The sequence below is a fragment of the Klebsiella sp. D-Nf1 genome (assembly GCF_002810515.1).
Classification (GTDB): domain Bacteria; phylum Pseudomonadota; class Gammaproteobacteria; order Enterobacterales; family Enterobacteriaceae; genus Klebsiella; species Klebsiella variicola.
The window spans coordinates 16,637-32,191 of the sequence record NZ_PIOK01000004.1 but is presented as its reverse complement, the minus strand read 5'-3'; the positions used below and the strand labels follow the sequence as shown (position 1 = coordinate 32,191).

Here is a 15,555-nt window from a genome sequence, read left to right as displayed (position 1 = left end):
GCGTTGACGGTCAAGGGCGACTATCATTGAAACGCTATATAAAGGAGAGCTTATGGTGCTGTTACCCTGGACCCCGCCTTACGACTGGGCGTGGATGGTTGGTTTTTTGCAGGCGCGTGCCGTCGCCGGCGTCGAGCGCTTTGATGAAGGAGGCTATAGTCGCAGCTTTGGCATTCAAGGGCATCGCGGGCTGATTCATCTGGCGCCGGACGAAGAGGCGCAGGGCCTGCGGGTGACCCTCTCCCCGGGGCTGCAACCGGTGGCGGAGATCTGCTATGCGCGAATTGGCCAGCTGTTTGATTTAGCCTGCGACCCGCAGCAGGTCGCCGGGGCGTTGGGCTCTCTGGCCCAGGCGCGGCCGGGGCTGCGCCTGCCGGGGGCGCTGGATGCTTTCGAACAGGCGGTGCGTGCGGTGCTGGGCCAACTGGTGAGCGTGGCGATGGCCGCCCGGCTCACCGCTAAAGTGGCGGCTGGCTGGGGCGAACCGCTGGCGGACGCGCCCGGCTATGTGTTATTCCCGACGCCAGAGGCGCTGTCCCGGGCCGACCCGCAGGCGCTGAAGGCGCTGGGAATGCCGCTTCGGCGCGCGGAGGCGCTGATCCACCTCGCCCGGGAGGCACTCAGCGGCGAGCTGCCCCTGACGGCGCCAGCGGACATCGACGCCGGGCTGCGTCAACTGCAGAGCCTGCCCGGCATTGGCCGCTGGACGGCAAACTACTTTGCTCTGCGCGGCTGGCAGGCGAAAGATATCTTTTTGCCGGATGATTACCTGATTAAACAGCGCTTTCCGGGAATGACCCCGGCCGCCATCGCCCGCTATGCCCGTCGCTGGCAGCCGATGCGATCGTATGCGCTGTTGCATATCTGGTATACCGATGACTGGATCCCGGCGGCGGAATAGCCGTCCGGGGCGCATACCACTGGTATCGGGACGCTGAAATCCCTATAATTGCCGCGTTTGGCGGTCCGCCGCCACCCTCCATCTCTATCCAGGTTAATCAGGTCGCAAAAATTTATGACTGATATGTCCCATCAGTGCGTCATTGTAGGTATCGCCGGCGCATCGGCTTCTGGCAAAAGTCTTATTGCCAGTACTCTCTATCGCGAATTGCGTGAACAAGTTGGCGACGAACATATTGGCGTCATTCCGGAAGACAGCTATTACAAAGATCAAAGTCATCTGTCGATGGAAGAGCGCGTCAAAACCAACTATGACCACCCGAGCTCAATGGACCACAGTCTGTTGTTCCAGCACCTGCAGATGCTGAAAAGCGGCCAGCCGATTGAACTGCCGGTCTATAGCTACGTCGAGCATACCCGCACGCCGAACACCATTCACGTCGAGCCGAAGAAGGTGATCATTCTTGAAGGGATCCTGCTGCTGACCGACGCGCGCCTGCGTAACGAGCTTAACTTCTCTATTTTCGTCGACACCCCGCTCGATATTTGCCTGATGCGCCGTATTAAGCGCGACGTTAACGAGCGCGGCCGTTCTATGGACTCGGTGATGGCCCAGTACCAGAAGACCGTGCGCCCGATGTTCCTGCAGTTTATTGAACCGTCGAAGCAGTATGCCGACATCATCGTGCCGCGCGGCGGCAAAAACCGCATCGCGATTGATATTCTGAAGGCCAAAATCAGTCAGTTCTTTGAATAACCTGGCCGAATTGTGTAACGTGCAAAGAGTAGCCCTGTTGCCCTGTCCGCCGCGAAGCGTGCGGGAAGCAGCCTTATAAGGAGAAAGCCCATGCGTCTGTGTGACCGAGATATCGAAGCCTGGTTGGATGAAGGGCGACTCGCCATCAATCCGCGCCCACCCGTTGAGCGTATTAATGGCGCGACGGTTGATGTACGGCTGGGTAATAAATTCCGCACCTTCCGCGGCCACACGGCGCCGTTTATCGATTTAAGCGGACCGAAGGCCGAGGTCAGCGCCGCGCTGGACCGCGTGATGAGCGAAGAGATTGTCCTGCCGGAAGGGGAGGCCTTTTTCCTGCATCCGGGCGAACTGGCGCTGGCGGTGACCTATGAATCAGTCACTCTGCCAGCCGATCTGGTGGGCTGGCTGGACGGACGCTCCTCACTGGCGCGGCTGGGGCTGATGGTGCACGTTACCGCGCACCGCATCGACCCGGGCTGGTCCGGCTGCATCGTGCTTGAGTTCTACAACTCCGGCAAACTGCCGCTGGCGCTGCGTCCGGGCATGCCTATCGGCGCGCTGAGCTTTGAGCCATTATCGGGCCCGGCGGCCCGGCCGTATAACCGCCGTGAAGACGCCAAATATCGCGACCAGCAGGGCGCGGTGGCGAGCAGAATCGACAAGGATTGATAACGTCAACGGGGTGTTGCTGAGGGTGCCATGAGACGAATACTGACAACGCTGATGATCCTGCTGGCGGTCATTGTCGCCGGGCTTACCTCGTTGGTATTGCTGGTCAATCCCAACGATTTTCGCGCCTATATGGTGCATGAGGTGGCAGAGCGCAGCGGTTATCAGCTTGAACTCGATGGCCCGCTGCGCTGGCACGTCTGGCCGCAGCTCAGCATTCTCAGCGGACGCATGACGCTGACCGCCCGGGGCGCCGAAGAGCCGGTGATCCGCGCCGACAACATGCGCCTCGACGTGGCGCTGCTGCCGCTGCTCTCGCACCAGCTGCAGGTGAAGCAGGTGATGCTTAAGGGCGCGGTGATCCAGCTGACCCCGAAAACCGAGGCGGTTCGCGATAGCGCTGCGCCGGTGGTACCTCATGACAACACCCTGCCGCAGGCTCCGGAGGACCGCGGATGGTCCTACGACGTGCGCCAGCTGCAGGTGGCCGACAGCGTGCTCTTCTTCCAGCATGAGAACGGCGAGCAGGTGACCGTGCGTGATATCCGCCTGCAAATGGAGCAGGATGAGAATCACCGGGCCACCGTCGACTTCTCCGGCCGGATCAACCGCGACCAGCGCGACCTGGCGCTGAACTTCTCCGCTACCGTGCAGGGCGGCGACTATCCCCACTCCTTAAAAGCCGACTTTAGCCAGCTAAGCTGGCAGCTGCGCGGCGCCGAGCTGCCCCCTGATGGCATTAATGGCCAGGGCAGTCTGCAGGCCAGCTGGCAGGAAGATGGCAAAACCCTGCGCTTTGACAACCTGAATCTGATGGCCAGCGGCAGCACCCTTACCGGCAACGGCAGCGTGGTGCTGGGGGATCGCCCGGACTGGTCGCTGGATCTCCACGCGACCACCCTGAATCTCGACAGCCTGCTGGCGCCCTCCTCGCCAGCGACCGACAGCAGTGCCAGCCAGCAGGGCCAGAGCCAGACGCGACCGCTGCGTCCGGTGATCGCCGACAGCGATGAGCGCGAAGATTACCAGAGCCTGCGCGGCTTTAACGGCCGGATGGCCCTGAGCGCCGACCAGCTGCAATGGCGCGGCCTGAACTTCACCCAGGTGCAGAGCGAAATCAGCAACCAGCAGGGGCTGCTGACGGTCAGCAAAATGCAGGGTAACCTCGACGGCGGGCAGCTTTCCCTCCCCGGCACCCTCGATGCCCGTGGCGACACACCGCAGGCGACATTCCAGCCGGCGCTGCAGAACGTAGAGATCGGTTCGCTGATCAAAGCCTTTAACTATTCATTAAACCTGACCGGCAAGCTGTCGCTGACCGGCGAGTTTTCCGGAACGCGCATTGACGCGGATGATTTCCGCCGTCACTGGCAGGGGCAGGCCCAGCTCCAGATGGCCGATACCCGTACCGAGGGGCTGAACTTCCAGCAGCTGGTGCAGCAGGCCGTGGAGCGCAGTACCAACGTGCGGGCGCAGGAGAATTACGACAATGCCACCCGCCTGGATTCCGTGAGCAGCCAGCTGACGCTGGATAACGGGGTGGTGACGCTGAACCGCCTGCAGGGGCAGTCCGACATGATGGCGATGACCGGCGAAGGTCAGCTCGATCTGCAGAAAGAGAACTGCGATATGCGCTTTAACGTGCGCGTGCTCGGCGGCTGGAAAGGGGAGGGCAAACTTATCGACCGCCTGAAACAGACCGCCATCCCGCTGCGCATCTACGGCGACTGGCAGTCGCTGAGCTACAGCCTGCAGGTCGATCAGATCCTGCGGAAACAGCTACAGGATGAAGCGAAGCAGCGCCTCAACGACTGGGTTGAGCGTAATAAAGGCAGCAAAGAGAGCAAAGACGCCAAAAAGCTGCTCGATAAGCTGTAATCTCCACCACCGCGGCCCGGGCCTTCCGGGCTGTGAGATTGTCGTCAAAGGGTATGCCACGTTGATGCCGGGTGGCGGCTGCGCCTGACCCGGCCTACGTTTTGCGCAAAATCATCAGCTTGCGTCGCTAACCATGTAGGCCTGATAAGCGCAGCGCCATCAGGCAGTGTGGCTGCTCTAGAGCATCAATTCCCCGTGATGAGAGAATGTCGTCAAATTGTGATGTCACGATGATGCCGGGTGGCGGCTACGCCTGACCCGGCCTGGGATGTGCGCAATATCATCAGCTTGAGTCGCTATCCATGTAGGCCTGATAAGCGCAGCGCCATCAGGCAGTGTGGCTGCTGTAGAGCATCAATTCCCCGTGATGAGAGAATGTCGTCAAAGTGTGGAGCCCCGTTGACGCCGGGTGGCGGCTGCGCCTGACCCGGCCTACGTTTTGTGCAATATCATCGGCTTGAGTCGCTATCCATGTAGGCCTGATAAGCGAAGCGCCATCAGGCAGTGTGGCTGCTCTAGAGCATCAATTCCCCGTGATGAAAGAATGTCGTCAAAGTGTGATGTCACGTCGATGCCGGGTGGCGGCTATGCCTGACCCGGCCTGGGATGTGCGCAATATCATCAGCTTGCGTCGCTATCCATGTAGGCCTGATAAGCGAAGCGCCATCAGGCATGGGTTTGATTATCCATCCCACCGCCCGGGATACCCCGGGCCAGTTTTATGCCTGACGATTACACCTCATAATCCAGCTCATCCCGCTTTACTGGCGGGACGATCTGCACCTTCTGTACCCGATGGCTGTCGACCTGCTGCGTGCGCAGGGTATAGCCGTCAATCTCAATGGTTTCCCCCACCTGCGGCACATGCTGCAGATACTCCATCAGCAGACCGGCAACGGTGTGGTACTCCCGTTTATCATCCAGCGGCAGCGGAACGTACTGCACCAGGTCCTCCAGCGGCATATGGCCGTTAACAGTCCACGAACCGTCCTGATGATGCTGAATATCGTGCCGGGCGTCGATCTCCTCCACCTCGTTGGGCAGATTACCGGCGATGGTTTCCATCACGTCGCTAAGGGTCACAATCCCCTCGACGGAACCAAACTCATCGACCACAAAGGCAAAGTGGGTGCGGGCCTGACGGAACTGCTCAAGCGCGGAGAGGAGCGGTAACCCCTCCGGAAAGACCAGCGGCTGCCGCACCAGCGCCTGCAGATCCAGCGGCTCCTGGCGCAGGGACTGCTGGAGCAGGTCGATAACATGAACCACCCCCAGCAGGTCTTCATTATCTTTCCCGCCGGTCACCACCAGCCGGGTGTGCTGATTTTTCTCCACCAGGCTGCGGATCTCTTCCTCCGGCGCGCTGAGGTTGATGCGCTCGATATCATGGCGCGATGTCATAATGCTGCTGACGCTGCGCTGATTAAGGTTCAGCACCCGCTCAATCATCAACCGTTCCTGCGGATTAAACAGCGGATGATGATCCTGATCGGCGACTAACGACGCCGTGTCAGCATCCAGTTCAGCTTTTTCTTTCTGGCCGCTCAGCAGGTTCATCACCGCCTCGGTGGTGCGCTGACGCAGCGTCAGATTGGCCGACAGGAAGCGACGGCGGTTAAACAGCGCCAGCTGGTTAAGGGCTTCAATCATGACCGAGAAGCCAATCGCCGCGTACAGATAGCCTTTCGGAATAATAAAGCTGAAGCCTTCAGCAATCAGGCTGAAGCCGATCATCAGCAGGAAGCTCAGACAGAGGATGACGATGGTCGGGTGGCTGTTAACGAAGCGCGTCAGGGCCTTGCTGGCCATCAGCATCAGGCTGATAGCGATGATCACCGCGGCCATCATCACCGCCAGGTGGTCGACCATGCCGACGGCGGTGATCACCGAGTCGAGGGAGAAGATGGCATCGAGCACCACGATCTGCGCCACCACGGCCCAGAATTTCGCCCCTCTGCGCTGGGTGGGATTATCGCTGTCCTTCCCCTCCAGCCGTTCGTTGAGTTCGACGGTGGCTTTAAACAGCAGGAATAAGCCGCCGAACAGCATAATTAAATCGCGGGCGCTGAAGCTGAAGTCGTGAAAAACAATCAGCGGTTTGGTCAGGGTCACCAGCCATGAGATAGAGGCCAGCAGCAGCAGACGCATGACCATCGCCAGCAGCAGACCGGTGATACGAGCGCGGTCGCGCTGAGCGGGCGGCAGCTTTTCGGCGAGGATAGCGATAAAAACCAGGTTATCGATACCCAACACCAGTTCGATAACCACCAGCGTGACGAGACCTGCCCAGATTGACGGATCGGCAATCCATTCCATATGTAATAAAACCTGTACGACTGCGGTATGTGTTACCACGATCATGGATAAGATGAGTCTAAAATGCAATAACGACGCGGATATCACTCCGCCGGAGGTGGATATATTTCCAGCAAATTAGGTGAACAGATAAGAATTATGTTCCAGAAAAGATCAGCGGAAAAATAACAATATGGCGGAACGCGCTGGAATAAGCTTGCTGATATCAGAACCATAACCCGCTGCGTTCTGCCCGGCGCAAAAGCGCGGGCAGTCCCGTCGTTCGCCACGGTAGGCACCCTTCCTCATCCCCGGGTGAAGTGCGAAGCCCGCTCACAAAATCGGCATAATTCACATCATGAAGTGAGCGCAGAATAGCGCCGATCGCAGTTCTCTGCCGTGGTTTACGGTTATTATCCTGCCATATCTGGCTGTTTATGCTGAAATATATTGCCTGGCGAAATTAATTATCTATATCTATTCTTTCCGGACATATGAACGCCGCAGCCAGCAGCTGGCAGGGGCTGCGTGCCAAAGGCCGCGATGTACGGGCCTCGCGGCGACATCGCGCTGTGCAGGGAAGCGGGCCGCTGAATAACCCGATGGAGAATAAGATTATTCTCACTTCGACCTGTTGATAAAAGAAAGTTGTGTGTATTCTTTTAGGTGACAGTGAATTTAAGAATTTGGCGGGCAGATGCCCGGGCAGTATCCGTGTATTATCAGTTCCAATGGATTTGTGACATGTACAATTTTGCAAAACTGCGTGTTTTGCAACCAAACAGGTGAAGATGAATATGGCGAATTTGAAAGCGGTTATTCCGGTCGCAGGACTAGGCATGCATATGCTGCCGGCCACAAAGGCAATTCCTAAGGAGATGCTGCCGATCGTTGATAAGCCAATGATTCAGTACATTGTTGACGAAATCGTCGCCGCCGGGATCAAAGAGATTGTCCTGGTGACGCACTCCTCGAAGAATGCGGTGGAAAACCACTTTGATACCTCCTACGAGCTGGAAGCCCTGCTTGAGCAGCGTGTGAAGCGCCAGCTGCTGGCAGAAGTCCAGGCCATTTGCCCGCCGGGCGTAACCATCATGAACGTGCGCCAGGCACAGCCGTTGGGTCTGGGCCACTCCATCCTCTGTGCCCGCCCGGTAGTCGGGGATAACCCGTTTGTCGTGGTGCTGCCGGATATCATTCTCGACGGCGGCACCGCAGACCCGCTGCGCTATAACCTCGCCGCTATGGTCGCCCGCTTTAACGAGACCGGCCGCAGCCAGGTGCTGGCGAAACGCATGCCGGGGGACCTCTCCGAATACTCCGTGATCCAGACCAAAGAGCCGATGGTGGCCGAAGGGCAGGTGGCGCGTATCGTCGAGTTCATTGAAAAACCGGACGAACCGCAGACCCTGGACTCCGACCTGATGGCCGTGGGCCGCTACGTGCTGTCGGCAGATATCTGGGCCGAACTGGAGCGTACCGAGCCGGGCGCCTGGGGCCGTATCCAGCTAACCGATGCCATTGCCGAACTGGCGAAGAAGCAGTCCGTTGATGCGATGCTGATGACCGGCGAAAGCTATGACTGCGGTAAAAAAATGGGCTACATGCAGGCCTTCGTCACCTACGGAATGCGTAACCTGAAAGAAGGCGCCAAATTCCGCGAAAGCATTAAAAAACTGCTGGCCTGACAGCTGGTGTGAAGATGAGCGGCAGGGCAAAGGCTTTCGCCACGCCGCTCATAACGTTATGCAGAAATTATTCATAACGTGAATGTTATAACGATTGTAAAGAAACGTATGGCTTCGGAGACTTCTGGTAGTTTGTCTCTGGCCTCTGTGGTGCAATGGTCGGAGTAGCGGCAATAATGCTTTGTGAATAGTCACTTAGTGCGACAATTCTTAAAGCGCAGGGAAAGCGGTCAACGTCAGCCAAAAATAAAACTTGACTGCGATCATGTTTCCGCTTTAAACATCTCACTTGCATGCATAAAAATGTGAAATGAATTGGCATGCGAGCTGGTACAGACATTACGGATAATCCCTGAGCACGGCAGTGGACATCATCGAAGGATCACAGGTATATGAACTGGCAACTCATCTCATTTTTTGGCGATAGCACCGTTTTGCTGCCCAGCGCAGCGGCGCTGTTTATTGTCCTGATACTGCGTAAAACGTCGCGGTTGCTGGCGTGGCAGTGGAGTTTGCTGTTCGGCATCACCGGCGCCATCGTCTGCGCCTCCAAACTGGCCTTTATGGGCTGGGGCCTGGGCATTCGCGAGCTGGATTACACCGGCTTCAGCGGCCATTCAGCGCTCTCCGCAGCCTTCTGGCCTATCTTCCTGTGGCTGCTCAGTGCCCGTTTTTCCACGGGTTTGCAAAAAGCAGCCGTCGCCACCGGCTATATTCTGGCCGCTGTAGTGGGTTATTCACGGCTGGTCATCCATGCGCATTCCGTCTCGGAAGTGATCGCTGGCCTGCTGCTCGGTGCTGCTGGCAGCGCTTTGTTCCTGTTGCTGCAAAAAGGCATTTCTAATTCCGACAATAAGACTATACCTTGGGGTGGGGTTGCGTGCCTGGTGATGGTCCCGCTTGTCCTGTTACATAGCGGCAGTAAAGCACCGACTCAATCCCTGTTGGGGCAAATCGCCACCGCAATTGGGCCGCTGGATAAACCTTTTACCAGAGAAGACCTTCACAAGCAGGTCTGGTAATCGCCATTTGTTTTACAGGGGAAATTAAGTTTTCGCCGGTTAATTAGACAAATAAGAAAATAATCTACTATATGCCAGGTAATTGATAATTCATATTTATGAAATAACGCAGTGCTACTACATTGTTATTGTCAATTTGCCTGGATATAGCCGTGGTCAGACGTTTCTTAAATGCGTTCAGAAAGCACCTGTTCCACGTTGGATGAATAACCCAGCAACGAGAAACTATTAGAAATTGTAGTTGACTATGGCGCCATCATCTGATTTTTGGATGATGTCAGTGGCGCAAGAAATTTTAATTTTTTCAACTGGTTAGCTGTATCTGTGCTGGTGTGGCAGCGCCAGGCAGATGTTCGATAGTTGAGAACAATAAATAATCTTTATTGGCGAGCCGGCTATTTTCCGCCAATAAAACAGCGGATGGGATTAATTGGCAGATATTCGGCAGCAAGACTCCCAATTGTGACCGAAATCCCGTAGACTTAACGCCGCAAAAAATAAAGGCCTGACCAATTTATCACCCACAGGCCGATTAAATACGCCGTTCAGGTAGTCAGTGCGCTGGTAGCTGTTAAGCCAGGGGCGGTAGCGTCGCTGAAACCACGTGCTGCTGCACAAAATACCTTCTCTGAACGTCTATAAAAATCGATGCACTTTGGGTGATTAACGCCATAAGATATCTATCATGCTCATCAGATATCCCCATATAAGGGGTCAGGAGCGGCTGCTGATATCGCCTGTACACCAACTTTCCCGTCTCATCGATAGCCTGTACGGTAAAATTCGCCTACATTGTGAGCTGGGTGGATGTGATAAGGGTGACAAGCAGCTTAGGGTAACTGTACTTGCCTCGCAGGTGTTGCACAGTGAAGTCAGCTGGTGCCGCGAGCGCTTTCTATCTTGGTATTCCCCTCATTCTCATTGAGATACGACAGCGGGGCTGAAAATGGATCTTGTACAATGATAAAAATTGCGCGCATTGCCGTGACGCTGGGCTTGCTTTCCTCACTGGGAGTCCAGGCTTACGCGGCCGGGTTAGTAGTAAATGATAATGATCTGCGTAACGACCTTGCCTGGCTTTCCGATCGTGGGGTCATCCATCTGAGCTTGTCAACCTGGCCGCTAAGTCAGGAAGAAATCGCCCGGGCGCTAAAAAAGGCCAAACCGTCCTATTCTTCTGAACAAGTGGTCCTGGCCCGTATCAACCAGCGACTGTCTGCTTTAAAAGCTGATTTCCGGGTCACCGGCTACACCTCAACCGACCAGCCGGGCACCCCGCAGGGGTTTGGCCAGACGCAGCCGGCGGATAATTCGTTAGGCCTGGCGTTCAATAACAGCGGCGAGTGGTGGGACGTTCACCTCCAGGGCAACGTTGAAGGGGGAGAGCGAATCAGCAACGGATCGCGTTTCAACGCCAGCGGCGCCTACGGCGCGGTGAAGTTCTGGAACCAGTGGCTCTCCTTTGGTCAGGTTCCGCAGTGGTGGGGGCCTGGGTATGAAGGTAGCTTGATCCGCGGGGATGCGATGCGGCCGATGACCGGTTTCCTGATGCAGAGAGCCGAACAGGCGGCGCCGGAAACCTGGTGGCTGCGCTGGGTGGGCCCATGGCAGTACCAAATCTCTGCTAGTCAAATGAATCAATATACCGCTGTACCCCATGCCAAAATTATCGGCGGACGTTTTACTTTCACACCGTTCCAGTCTTTAGAATTAGGCGCATCGCGTATTATGCAGTGGGGTGGGGAAGGGCGCCCGCAATCCTTTAGCAGCTTCTGGGATGGCTTTACCGGAAAAGATAATACTGGTACGGCTAACGAGCCGGGTAACCAACTGGCAGGGTTTGATTTTAAGTTTAAACTCGAGCCAACCCTCGGCTGGCCAGTAAGTTTCTATGGACAAATGATTGGTGAAGATGAGTCTGGCTATCTGCCATCCGCGAATATGTTTTTGGGCGGAGTGGAAGGCCATCACGGTTGGGGTAAGGATGCGGTTAACTGGTATCTGGAAGCGCATGATACACGCAGTAATATGAGCCGAACCAATTACAGCTACAACCATCACATCTATAAAGATGGTTACTATCAGCAGGGCTATCCGCTGGGTGATGCGATGGGCGGGGATGGTCAACTCGTTGCCGGTAAGGTTGAGCTTATTACGGAGGATAACCAGCGCTGGAGCACGCGTTTGGTATACGCGAAGGTTAACCCGGAGGATCAGTCGATCAATAAAGCATTCCCTCATGCTGATACCTTGAAGGGTGTACAGCTGGGGTGGAGCGGAGATGTTTATCAGTCGGTCCGTTTGAATACTTCACTGTGGTACACCAACGCAAACAACAGCGACAGCGATGACGTTGGGGCCAGCGCAGGGATAGAAATACCGTTTAGTTTATAAGGCTGAATGCTGAAAACAGGGGAGAGAGGGTGGTAGCGCTGCAGGACGCAGTCAGCTTTTATCTCTCCATAAGCCGGCAGGGAAGCAACGGCTATGACAGCTGCTCAGGAATTGGCAAATTTTGATTTACTGATGATGTGACATTATGAAGAAAAAACTTGTTAGATTTTCGGCATTAGCGTTGGCAATCGGGTTTTTATCGGGTTGTACGATTATCCCCGGTCAAGGGTTAAATAGTCTGCGGAAGAACGTGGTTGAGCTGCCGGACAGCGACTACGATCTGGATAAACTGGTTAATGTGTATCCAATGACGCCGGGGCTGATCGATCAGCTTCGCCCTGAAAGTGTACTTGCTCGTCCTAATCCGCAGCTGGATAATTTACTGCGTAGTTATGAATATCGCATTGGGGTTGGCGATGTACTTATGGTCACTGTTTGGGATCACCCAGAATTGACAACGCCTGCAGGCCAATACCGAAGCGCCAGCGACACTGGTAACTGGGTTAACTCCGATGGCACTATTTTCTATCCTTATATCGGTAAGGTACAGGTGGCGGGGAAAACCCTTAGCCAAGTACGTCAGGATATAGCCAGCCGTTTGACCACCTATATTGAAAGCCCGCAGGTGGATGTAAGCGTTGCAGCGTTTCGATCTCAGAAAGTCTATGTAACCGGTGAGGTTGCAAAATCGGGCCAGCAGCCGATAACGAACATTCCATTAACAGTTATGGATGCTATTAACGCTGCAGGAGGTCTCGCCCCTGATGCAGATTGGCGAAATGTTGTATTAACGCATGACGGTAAAGATACTAAAGTTTCATTGTACGCGTTAATGCAAAAAGGCGACTTAACTGAGAACCACTTGCTTTTCCCCGGAGATATTCTCTTTGTACCCCGCAATGACGATCTGAAAGTGTTTGTTATGGGCGAAGTGGGTAAACAAAGTACCATGAAAATGGATCGGAGTGGAATGACTTTAGCGGAAGCATTAGGTAATGCCGAAGGTATGTCTCAAGCATTCAGCGACGCAACAGGGGTATTTGTCATTCGCCAGTTAAAGGGTGATAAGCAGGGTAAAATAGCAAATATTTATCAACTTAATGCGCAAGATGCTTCTGCTATGGTTCTTGGCACTGAGTTTCAGTTACAACCATATGATATTGTGTATGTGACAACTGCACCTTTGGTTCGTTGGAATCGCGTAATTTCGCAGCTTGTACCAACCATTTCTGGTGTACATGATATGACTGAAACAGCAAAATTCATTAAGGACTGGCCATAAATGTTCGATTCAATTCTTGTCGTTTGTACAGGGAACATATGTCGCTCTCCCATTGGTGAAAGATATTTGAGAAAACATCTACCAACCAAAAAAATAGACTCGGCCGGAACTGGAGCATTAGTGGATCGTTCCGCAGATCCGAGTGCTGAAAAAATAAGTTTGCAAAACGATCTCTCCCTAGCGGGTCACAAAGCTAGACAGTTCACATCTGAGTTAGCGAGGAAATATGAGTTGATATTAGTCATGGATAAAACTCATATTGAAGAAATTGGAAAGTTAGCTCCTGAAGCTAGAGGTAAAACAATGCTTTTTGGTCATTGGATGAATCATCGAGAGATTCCCGATCCGTATCGGAAAAGTGACGAAGCATTCGCATCTGTATATCAATTAATCAAACTAGCTGGCGATAGCTGGATTGAAAAATTAAGCTCATAAGATCAGGAACAATTTCATGTCATCGGGAAATAAACATACCAATACAAAAGAAGCAGATGAAATAGATTTAGGTCGAATCATCGGTGAGTTAATTGATCATCGTAAACTAATTATTTCAATAACTGCATTATTCACGTTATTAGCCTTAGTGTATGCTATTTTTTCAACCCCAATTTATCAAGCTGACGCATTAGTCCAAGTAGAGCAAAAACAAGCAAACGCAATTTTAAGTAATTTGAGTCAAATGTTACCTGATAGTCAGCCACAATCCGCTCCGGAAATTGCACTGTTACAATCACGAATGATTTTAGGTAAAACTGTCGATGACTTGAATTTACAAATTCGTGTGCAGGAGAATTATTTCCCTTTATTTGGACGAGGTTGGGCTAGAATTTCTGGTAAAAAAGAGTCAGAAGTTAAAATTTCCAATCTCTATATACCGAAAATGGACGGTGATACACCTCAGGTTAACTTGATAGTTCAGGATGAAAAAAATTATATAATTGAAACGGATGACTTCAAGTTCAAAGGTGTTGTTGGAGAATTAGTTGAGGAGAAAGGCGTTTCGATTAAAGTTGACAGTATATCTGCTCAACCCGGCACCTCTTTTACTGTATCCTATGTTAGCAAGTTGAAAGCAATTTCAGATATCCAGGAACAATTAACAGTTTCTGATCAAGGAAAAGACACCGGGATATTAATATTATCTTTAATAGGTGACAATCCAAAACTAATTGAGAATATTATTGATAGTATTAGTAATAATTATCTAGCTCAAAACATATCTAGACAAGCTGCGCAGGATGAAAAAAGTTTAGAATTTTTGAGTGCTCAATTACCTAAAGTAAGGAGTGAGTTAGATAATGCAGAAGATAAATTAAATCTGTACAGACGCCAAAATGATTCGGTTGATTTATCCTTAGAAGCTAAATCAGTATTGGATCAAATTGTTAATGTCGATAATCAGTTAAATGAATTGACATTTAGAGAATCAGAAATATCACAACTTTATACAAAAGAGCATCCAACATATAAAGCATTAATGGAGAAAAGGAAAACATTACAGGATGAGAAAGGAAAACTGAATAAGCGTGTGGCTGCTATGCCAGAAACGCAACAGGAAATACTCCGTTTAAGTCGCGATGTCGAGTCTGGGCGAGCAGTATACATGCAGTTGTTGAACAGACAGCAAGAATTAAACATTGCCAAATCCAGTGCCATTGGCAACGTTAGAATTATCGACAATGCCGTTACTCAGCCAAAGCCAATAAAACCTAAAAAAGCCATTATTGTGCTTCTTGGTATAATAGGTGGTGGGGTTGTGTCGATTGGACTAGTCTTTTTACAAATTTTCCTTAGAAGAGGAATTGAGTCACCAGAGCAACTAGAGGAAATCGGGATTAATGTCTATGCGAGTATTCCGGTAGCAGAGGCCTTTTCTAAACAAGCAATGCAGGCAGCAAAAACAATTAGTGTTAAAAAGAAAGCGAATAGTGAGTATTCTGCTGGATTTTTAGCTGTCGAGAACCCTGCAGATCTAGCTATAGAGGCTATAAGGGGATTAAGAACGAGCCTTCATTTCGCAATGTTAGAATCTCGAAACAACATCCTTATGATATCTGGTGCTAGCCCGAACGCAGGTAAGACTTTTGTTAGTACTAACTTAGCCGCAGTAATCGCACAAACTGGTAAGAAAGTTTTATTCGTCGATGCTGATCTACGCAAAGGATATACGCATAAACTATTTAATGTATCAAACGACAATGGTTTATCGGGAATACTTTCAGGTACAGTGACTGTTGATAAGGCAGTTAAACGATTGAAAGAGCCCGGTTTTGATTTTATATCTCGAGGTATAGTACCGCCAAATCCAGCTGAGCTATTGATGAATTCGAAGTTCAATGAACTTTTAGATTGGGCAAATCAGAATTACGACTTAATCATTATTGATACACCACCTATTTTAGCAGTGACCGATGCAGCAATAATTGGCAATTATGCAGGAACAACAATGCTAATTGCTAGATTTGAACTAAATACTGCGAAAGAAATTGAAGTAAGTTATAAACGTTTTGAACAAAGCGGTGTGAAAGTTAAAGGATGTATTTTAAATGGTGTAGTTAAAAAAGCAAGCAGTTACTATAGTTACGGATACAATCATTACGGTTATAGCTATACAGATAAAAAATAATTAGAGATGGGCATATCATGGTTAAATGATATGCCTTTCCT

The 15,555-nt window shown here is 52.1% G+C and carries 10 protein-coding genes and 2 pseudogenes; 10 read left to right on the top strand and 2 right to left on the bottom strand.

Translation table 11 applies throughout. From position 1 onward, the window contains the following. Positions 1-52 precede the first annotated feature (52 nt). The 4 genes from alkA to asmA all read left to right on the top strand — a co-directional run bounded on the left by alkA (position 53) and on the right by asmA (position 4,207). Positions 53-901: a DNA-3-methyladenine glycosylase 2 gene (alkA, locus tag CWM54_RS16920; RefSeq protein ID WP_100697902.1), complete on the top strand. Its 849-nt coding sequence runs from the start codon at positions 53-55 to the stop codon at positions 899-901. Positions 902-1,015: 114 nt separating this feature from the next. Then, entirely contained in the window at positions 1,016-1,657 is a 642-nt protein-coding gene (udk, locus tag CWM54_RS16915) for a uridine kinase (RefSeq protein ID WP_002912442.1), read from the top strand. Positions 1,658-1,747: 90 nt separating this feature from the next. Next, positions 1,748-2,329 (top strand): dCTP deaminase, encoded by a 582-nt coding sequence (dcd, locus tag CWM54_RS16910; protein ID WP_004151145.1) that lies wholly within the window; start codon positions 1,748-1,750, stop codon positions 2,327-2,329. A gap of 30 nt (positions 2,330-2,359) precedes the next feature. Continuing rightward, positions 2,360-4,207 carry an outer membrane assembly protein AsmA gene (gene asmA, locus CWM54_RS16905; protein ID WP_100697900.1) on the top strand — a complete coding sequence of 616 codons (1,848 nt, stop codon included), beginning with the start codon at positions 2,360-2,362 and terminating at the stop codon, positions 4,205-4,207. A 732-nt stretch (positions 4,208-4,939) separates the two neighbouring features. On the opposite strand, the gene CWM54_RS16900 is transcribed toward asmA, so the two are convergent. Next, positions 4,940-6,523 (bottom strand): TerC family protein, encoded by a 1,584-nt coding sequence (locus tag CWM54_RS16900; protein WP_100697898.1) that lies wholly within the window; start codon positions 6,521-6,523, stop codon positions 4,940-4,942. A 770-nt stretch (positions 6,524-7,293) separates the two neighbouring features. Between CWM54_RS16900 and galF the strand changes: the two are divergent. Both galF and CWM54_RS16890 read left to right on the top strand, forming a co-directional pair. Then, positions 7,294-8,267, top strand: a pseudogene (galF, locus tag CWM54_RS16895) (GalU regulator GalF). Positions 8,268-8,582: 315 nt separating this feature from the next. Continuing rightward, the gene (locus CWM54_RS16890) at positions 8,583-9,212 is read left to right on the top strand and encodes a phosphatase PAP2 family protein (RefSeq protein ID WP_074388086.1); all 630 of its coding nucleotides are present in this window, start codon (positions 8,583-8,585) and stop codon (positions 9,210-9,212) included. Between the two features lie 545 nt (positions 9,213-9,757). Here CWM54_RS16890 and CWM54_RS29520 read toward each other — a convergent pair. Beyond that, positions 9,758-9,841: pseudogene (locus tag CWM54_RS29520) on the bottom strand (hypothetical protein); the annotation flags it as partial. A gap of 331 nt (positions 9,842-10,172) precedes the next feature. On the opposite strand from CWM54_RS29520, the gene CWM54_RS16885 reads away from it, so the two are divergent. From CWM54_RS16885 to CWM54_RS16870, 4 genes are all read left to right on the top strand, one after another. Next, the gene (locus CWM54_RS16885) at positions 10,173-11,606 is read left to right on the top strand and encodes a capsule assembly Wzi family protein (RefSeq protein WP_100697896.1); all 1,434 of its coding nucleotides are present in this window, start codon (positions 10,173-10,175) and stop codon (positions 11,604-11,606) included. Between the two features lie 145 nt (positions 11,607-11,751). Next, positions 11,752-12,888, top strand: coding sequence for a polysaccharide export protein (locus CWM54_RS16880; RefSeq protein WP_074388088.1), 1,137 nt, complete (start codon positions 11,752-11,754; stop codon positions 12,886-12,888). After that, a complete protein-coding gene (locus CWM54_RS16875) occupies positions 12,889-13,323 on the top strand; it encodes a protein tyrosine phosphatase (protein ID WP_100697894.1) in 435 nt (144 codons plus the stop codon). Between the two features lie 16 nt (positions 13,324-13,339). Then, positions 13,340-15,514 (top strand): polysaccharide biosynthesis tyrosine autokinase, encoded by a 2,175-nt coding sequence (locus CWM54_RS16870; RefSeq protein WP_100697892.1) that lies wholly within the window; start codon positions 13,340-13,342, stop codon positions 15,512-15,514. The last annotated feature ends 41 nt before the right edge of the window (positions 15,515-15,555 follow it).

Bases quoted from the DNA above. Each gene is read 5' to 3' on its own strand.
- asmA (WP_100697900.1), top strand. From the start codon at position 2,360: ATGAGACGAATACTGACAACGCTGATGATCCTGCTGGCGGTCATTGTC.
- CWM54_RS16900 (WP_100697898.1), bottom strand. From the start codon at position 6,523: ATGGAATGGATTGCCGATCCGTCAATCTGGGCAGGTCTCGTCACGCTG.
- CWM54_RS16880 (WP_074388088.1), top strand. From the start codon at position 11,752: ATGAAGAAAAAACTTGTTAGATTTTCGGCATTAGCGTTGGCAATCGGG.
- CWM54_RS16870 (WP_100697892.1), top strand. From the start codon at position 13,340: ATGTCATCGGGAAATAAACATACCAATACAAAAGAAGCAGATGAAATA.
- CWM54_RS16875 (WP_100697894.1), top strand. From the start codon at position 12,889: ATGTTCGATTCAATTCTTGTCGTTTGTACAGGGAACATATGTCGCTCT.
- udk (WP_002912442.1), top strand. From the start codon at position 1,016: ATGACTGATATGTCCCATCAGTGCGTCATTGTAGGTATCGCCGGCGCA.
- CWM54_RS16885 (WP_100697896.1), top strand. From the start codon at position 10,173: ATGATAAAAATTGCGCGCATTGCCGTGACGCTGGGCTTGCTTTCCTCA.
- alkA (WP_100697902.1), top strand. From the start codon at position 53: ATGGTGCTGTTACCCTGGACCCCGCCTTACGACTGGGCGTGGATGGTT.
- CWM54_RS16890 (WP_074388086.1), top strand. From the start codon at position 8,583: ATGAACTGGCAACTCATCTCATTTTTTGGCGATAGCACCGTTTTGCTG.
- dcd (WP_004151145.1), top strand. From the start codon at position 1,748: ATGCGTCTGTGTGACCGAGATATCGAAGCCTGGTTGGATGAAGGGCGA.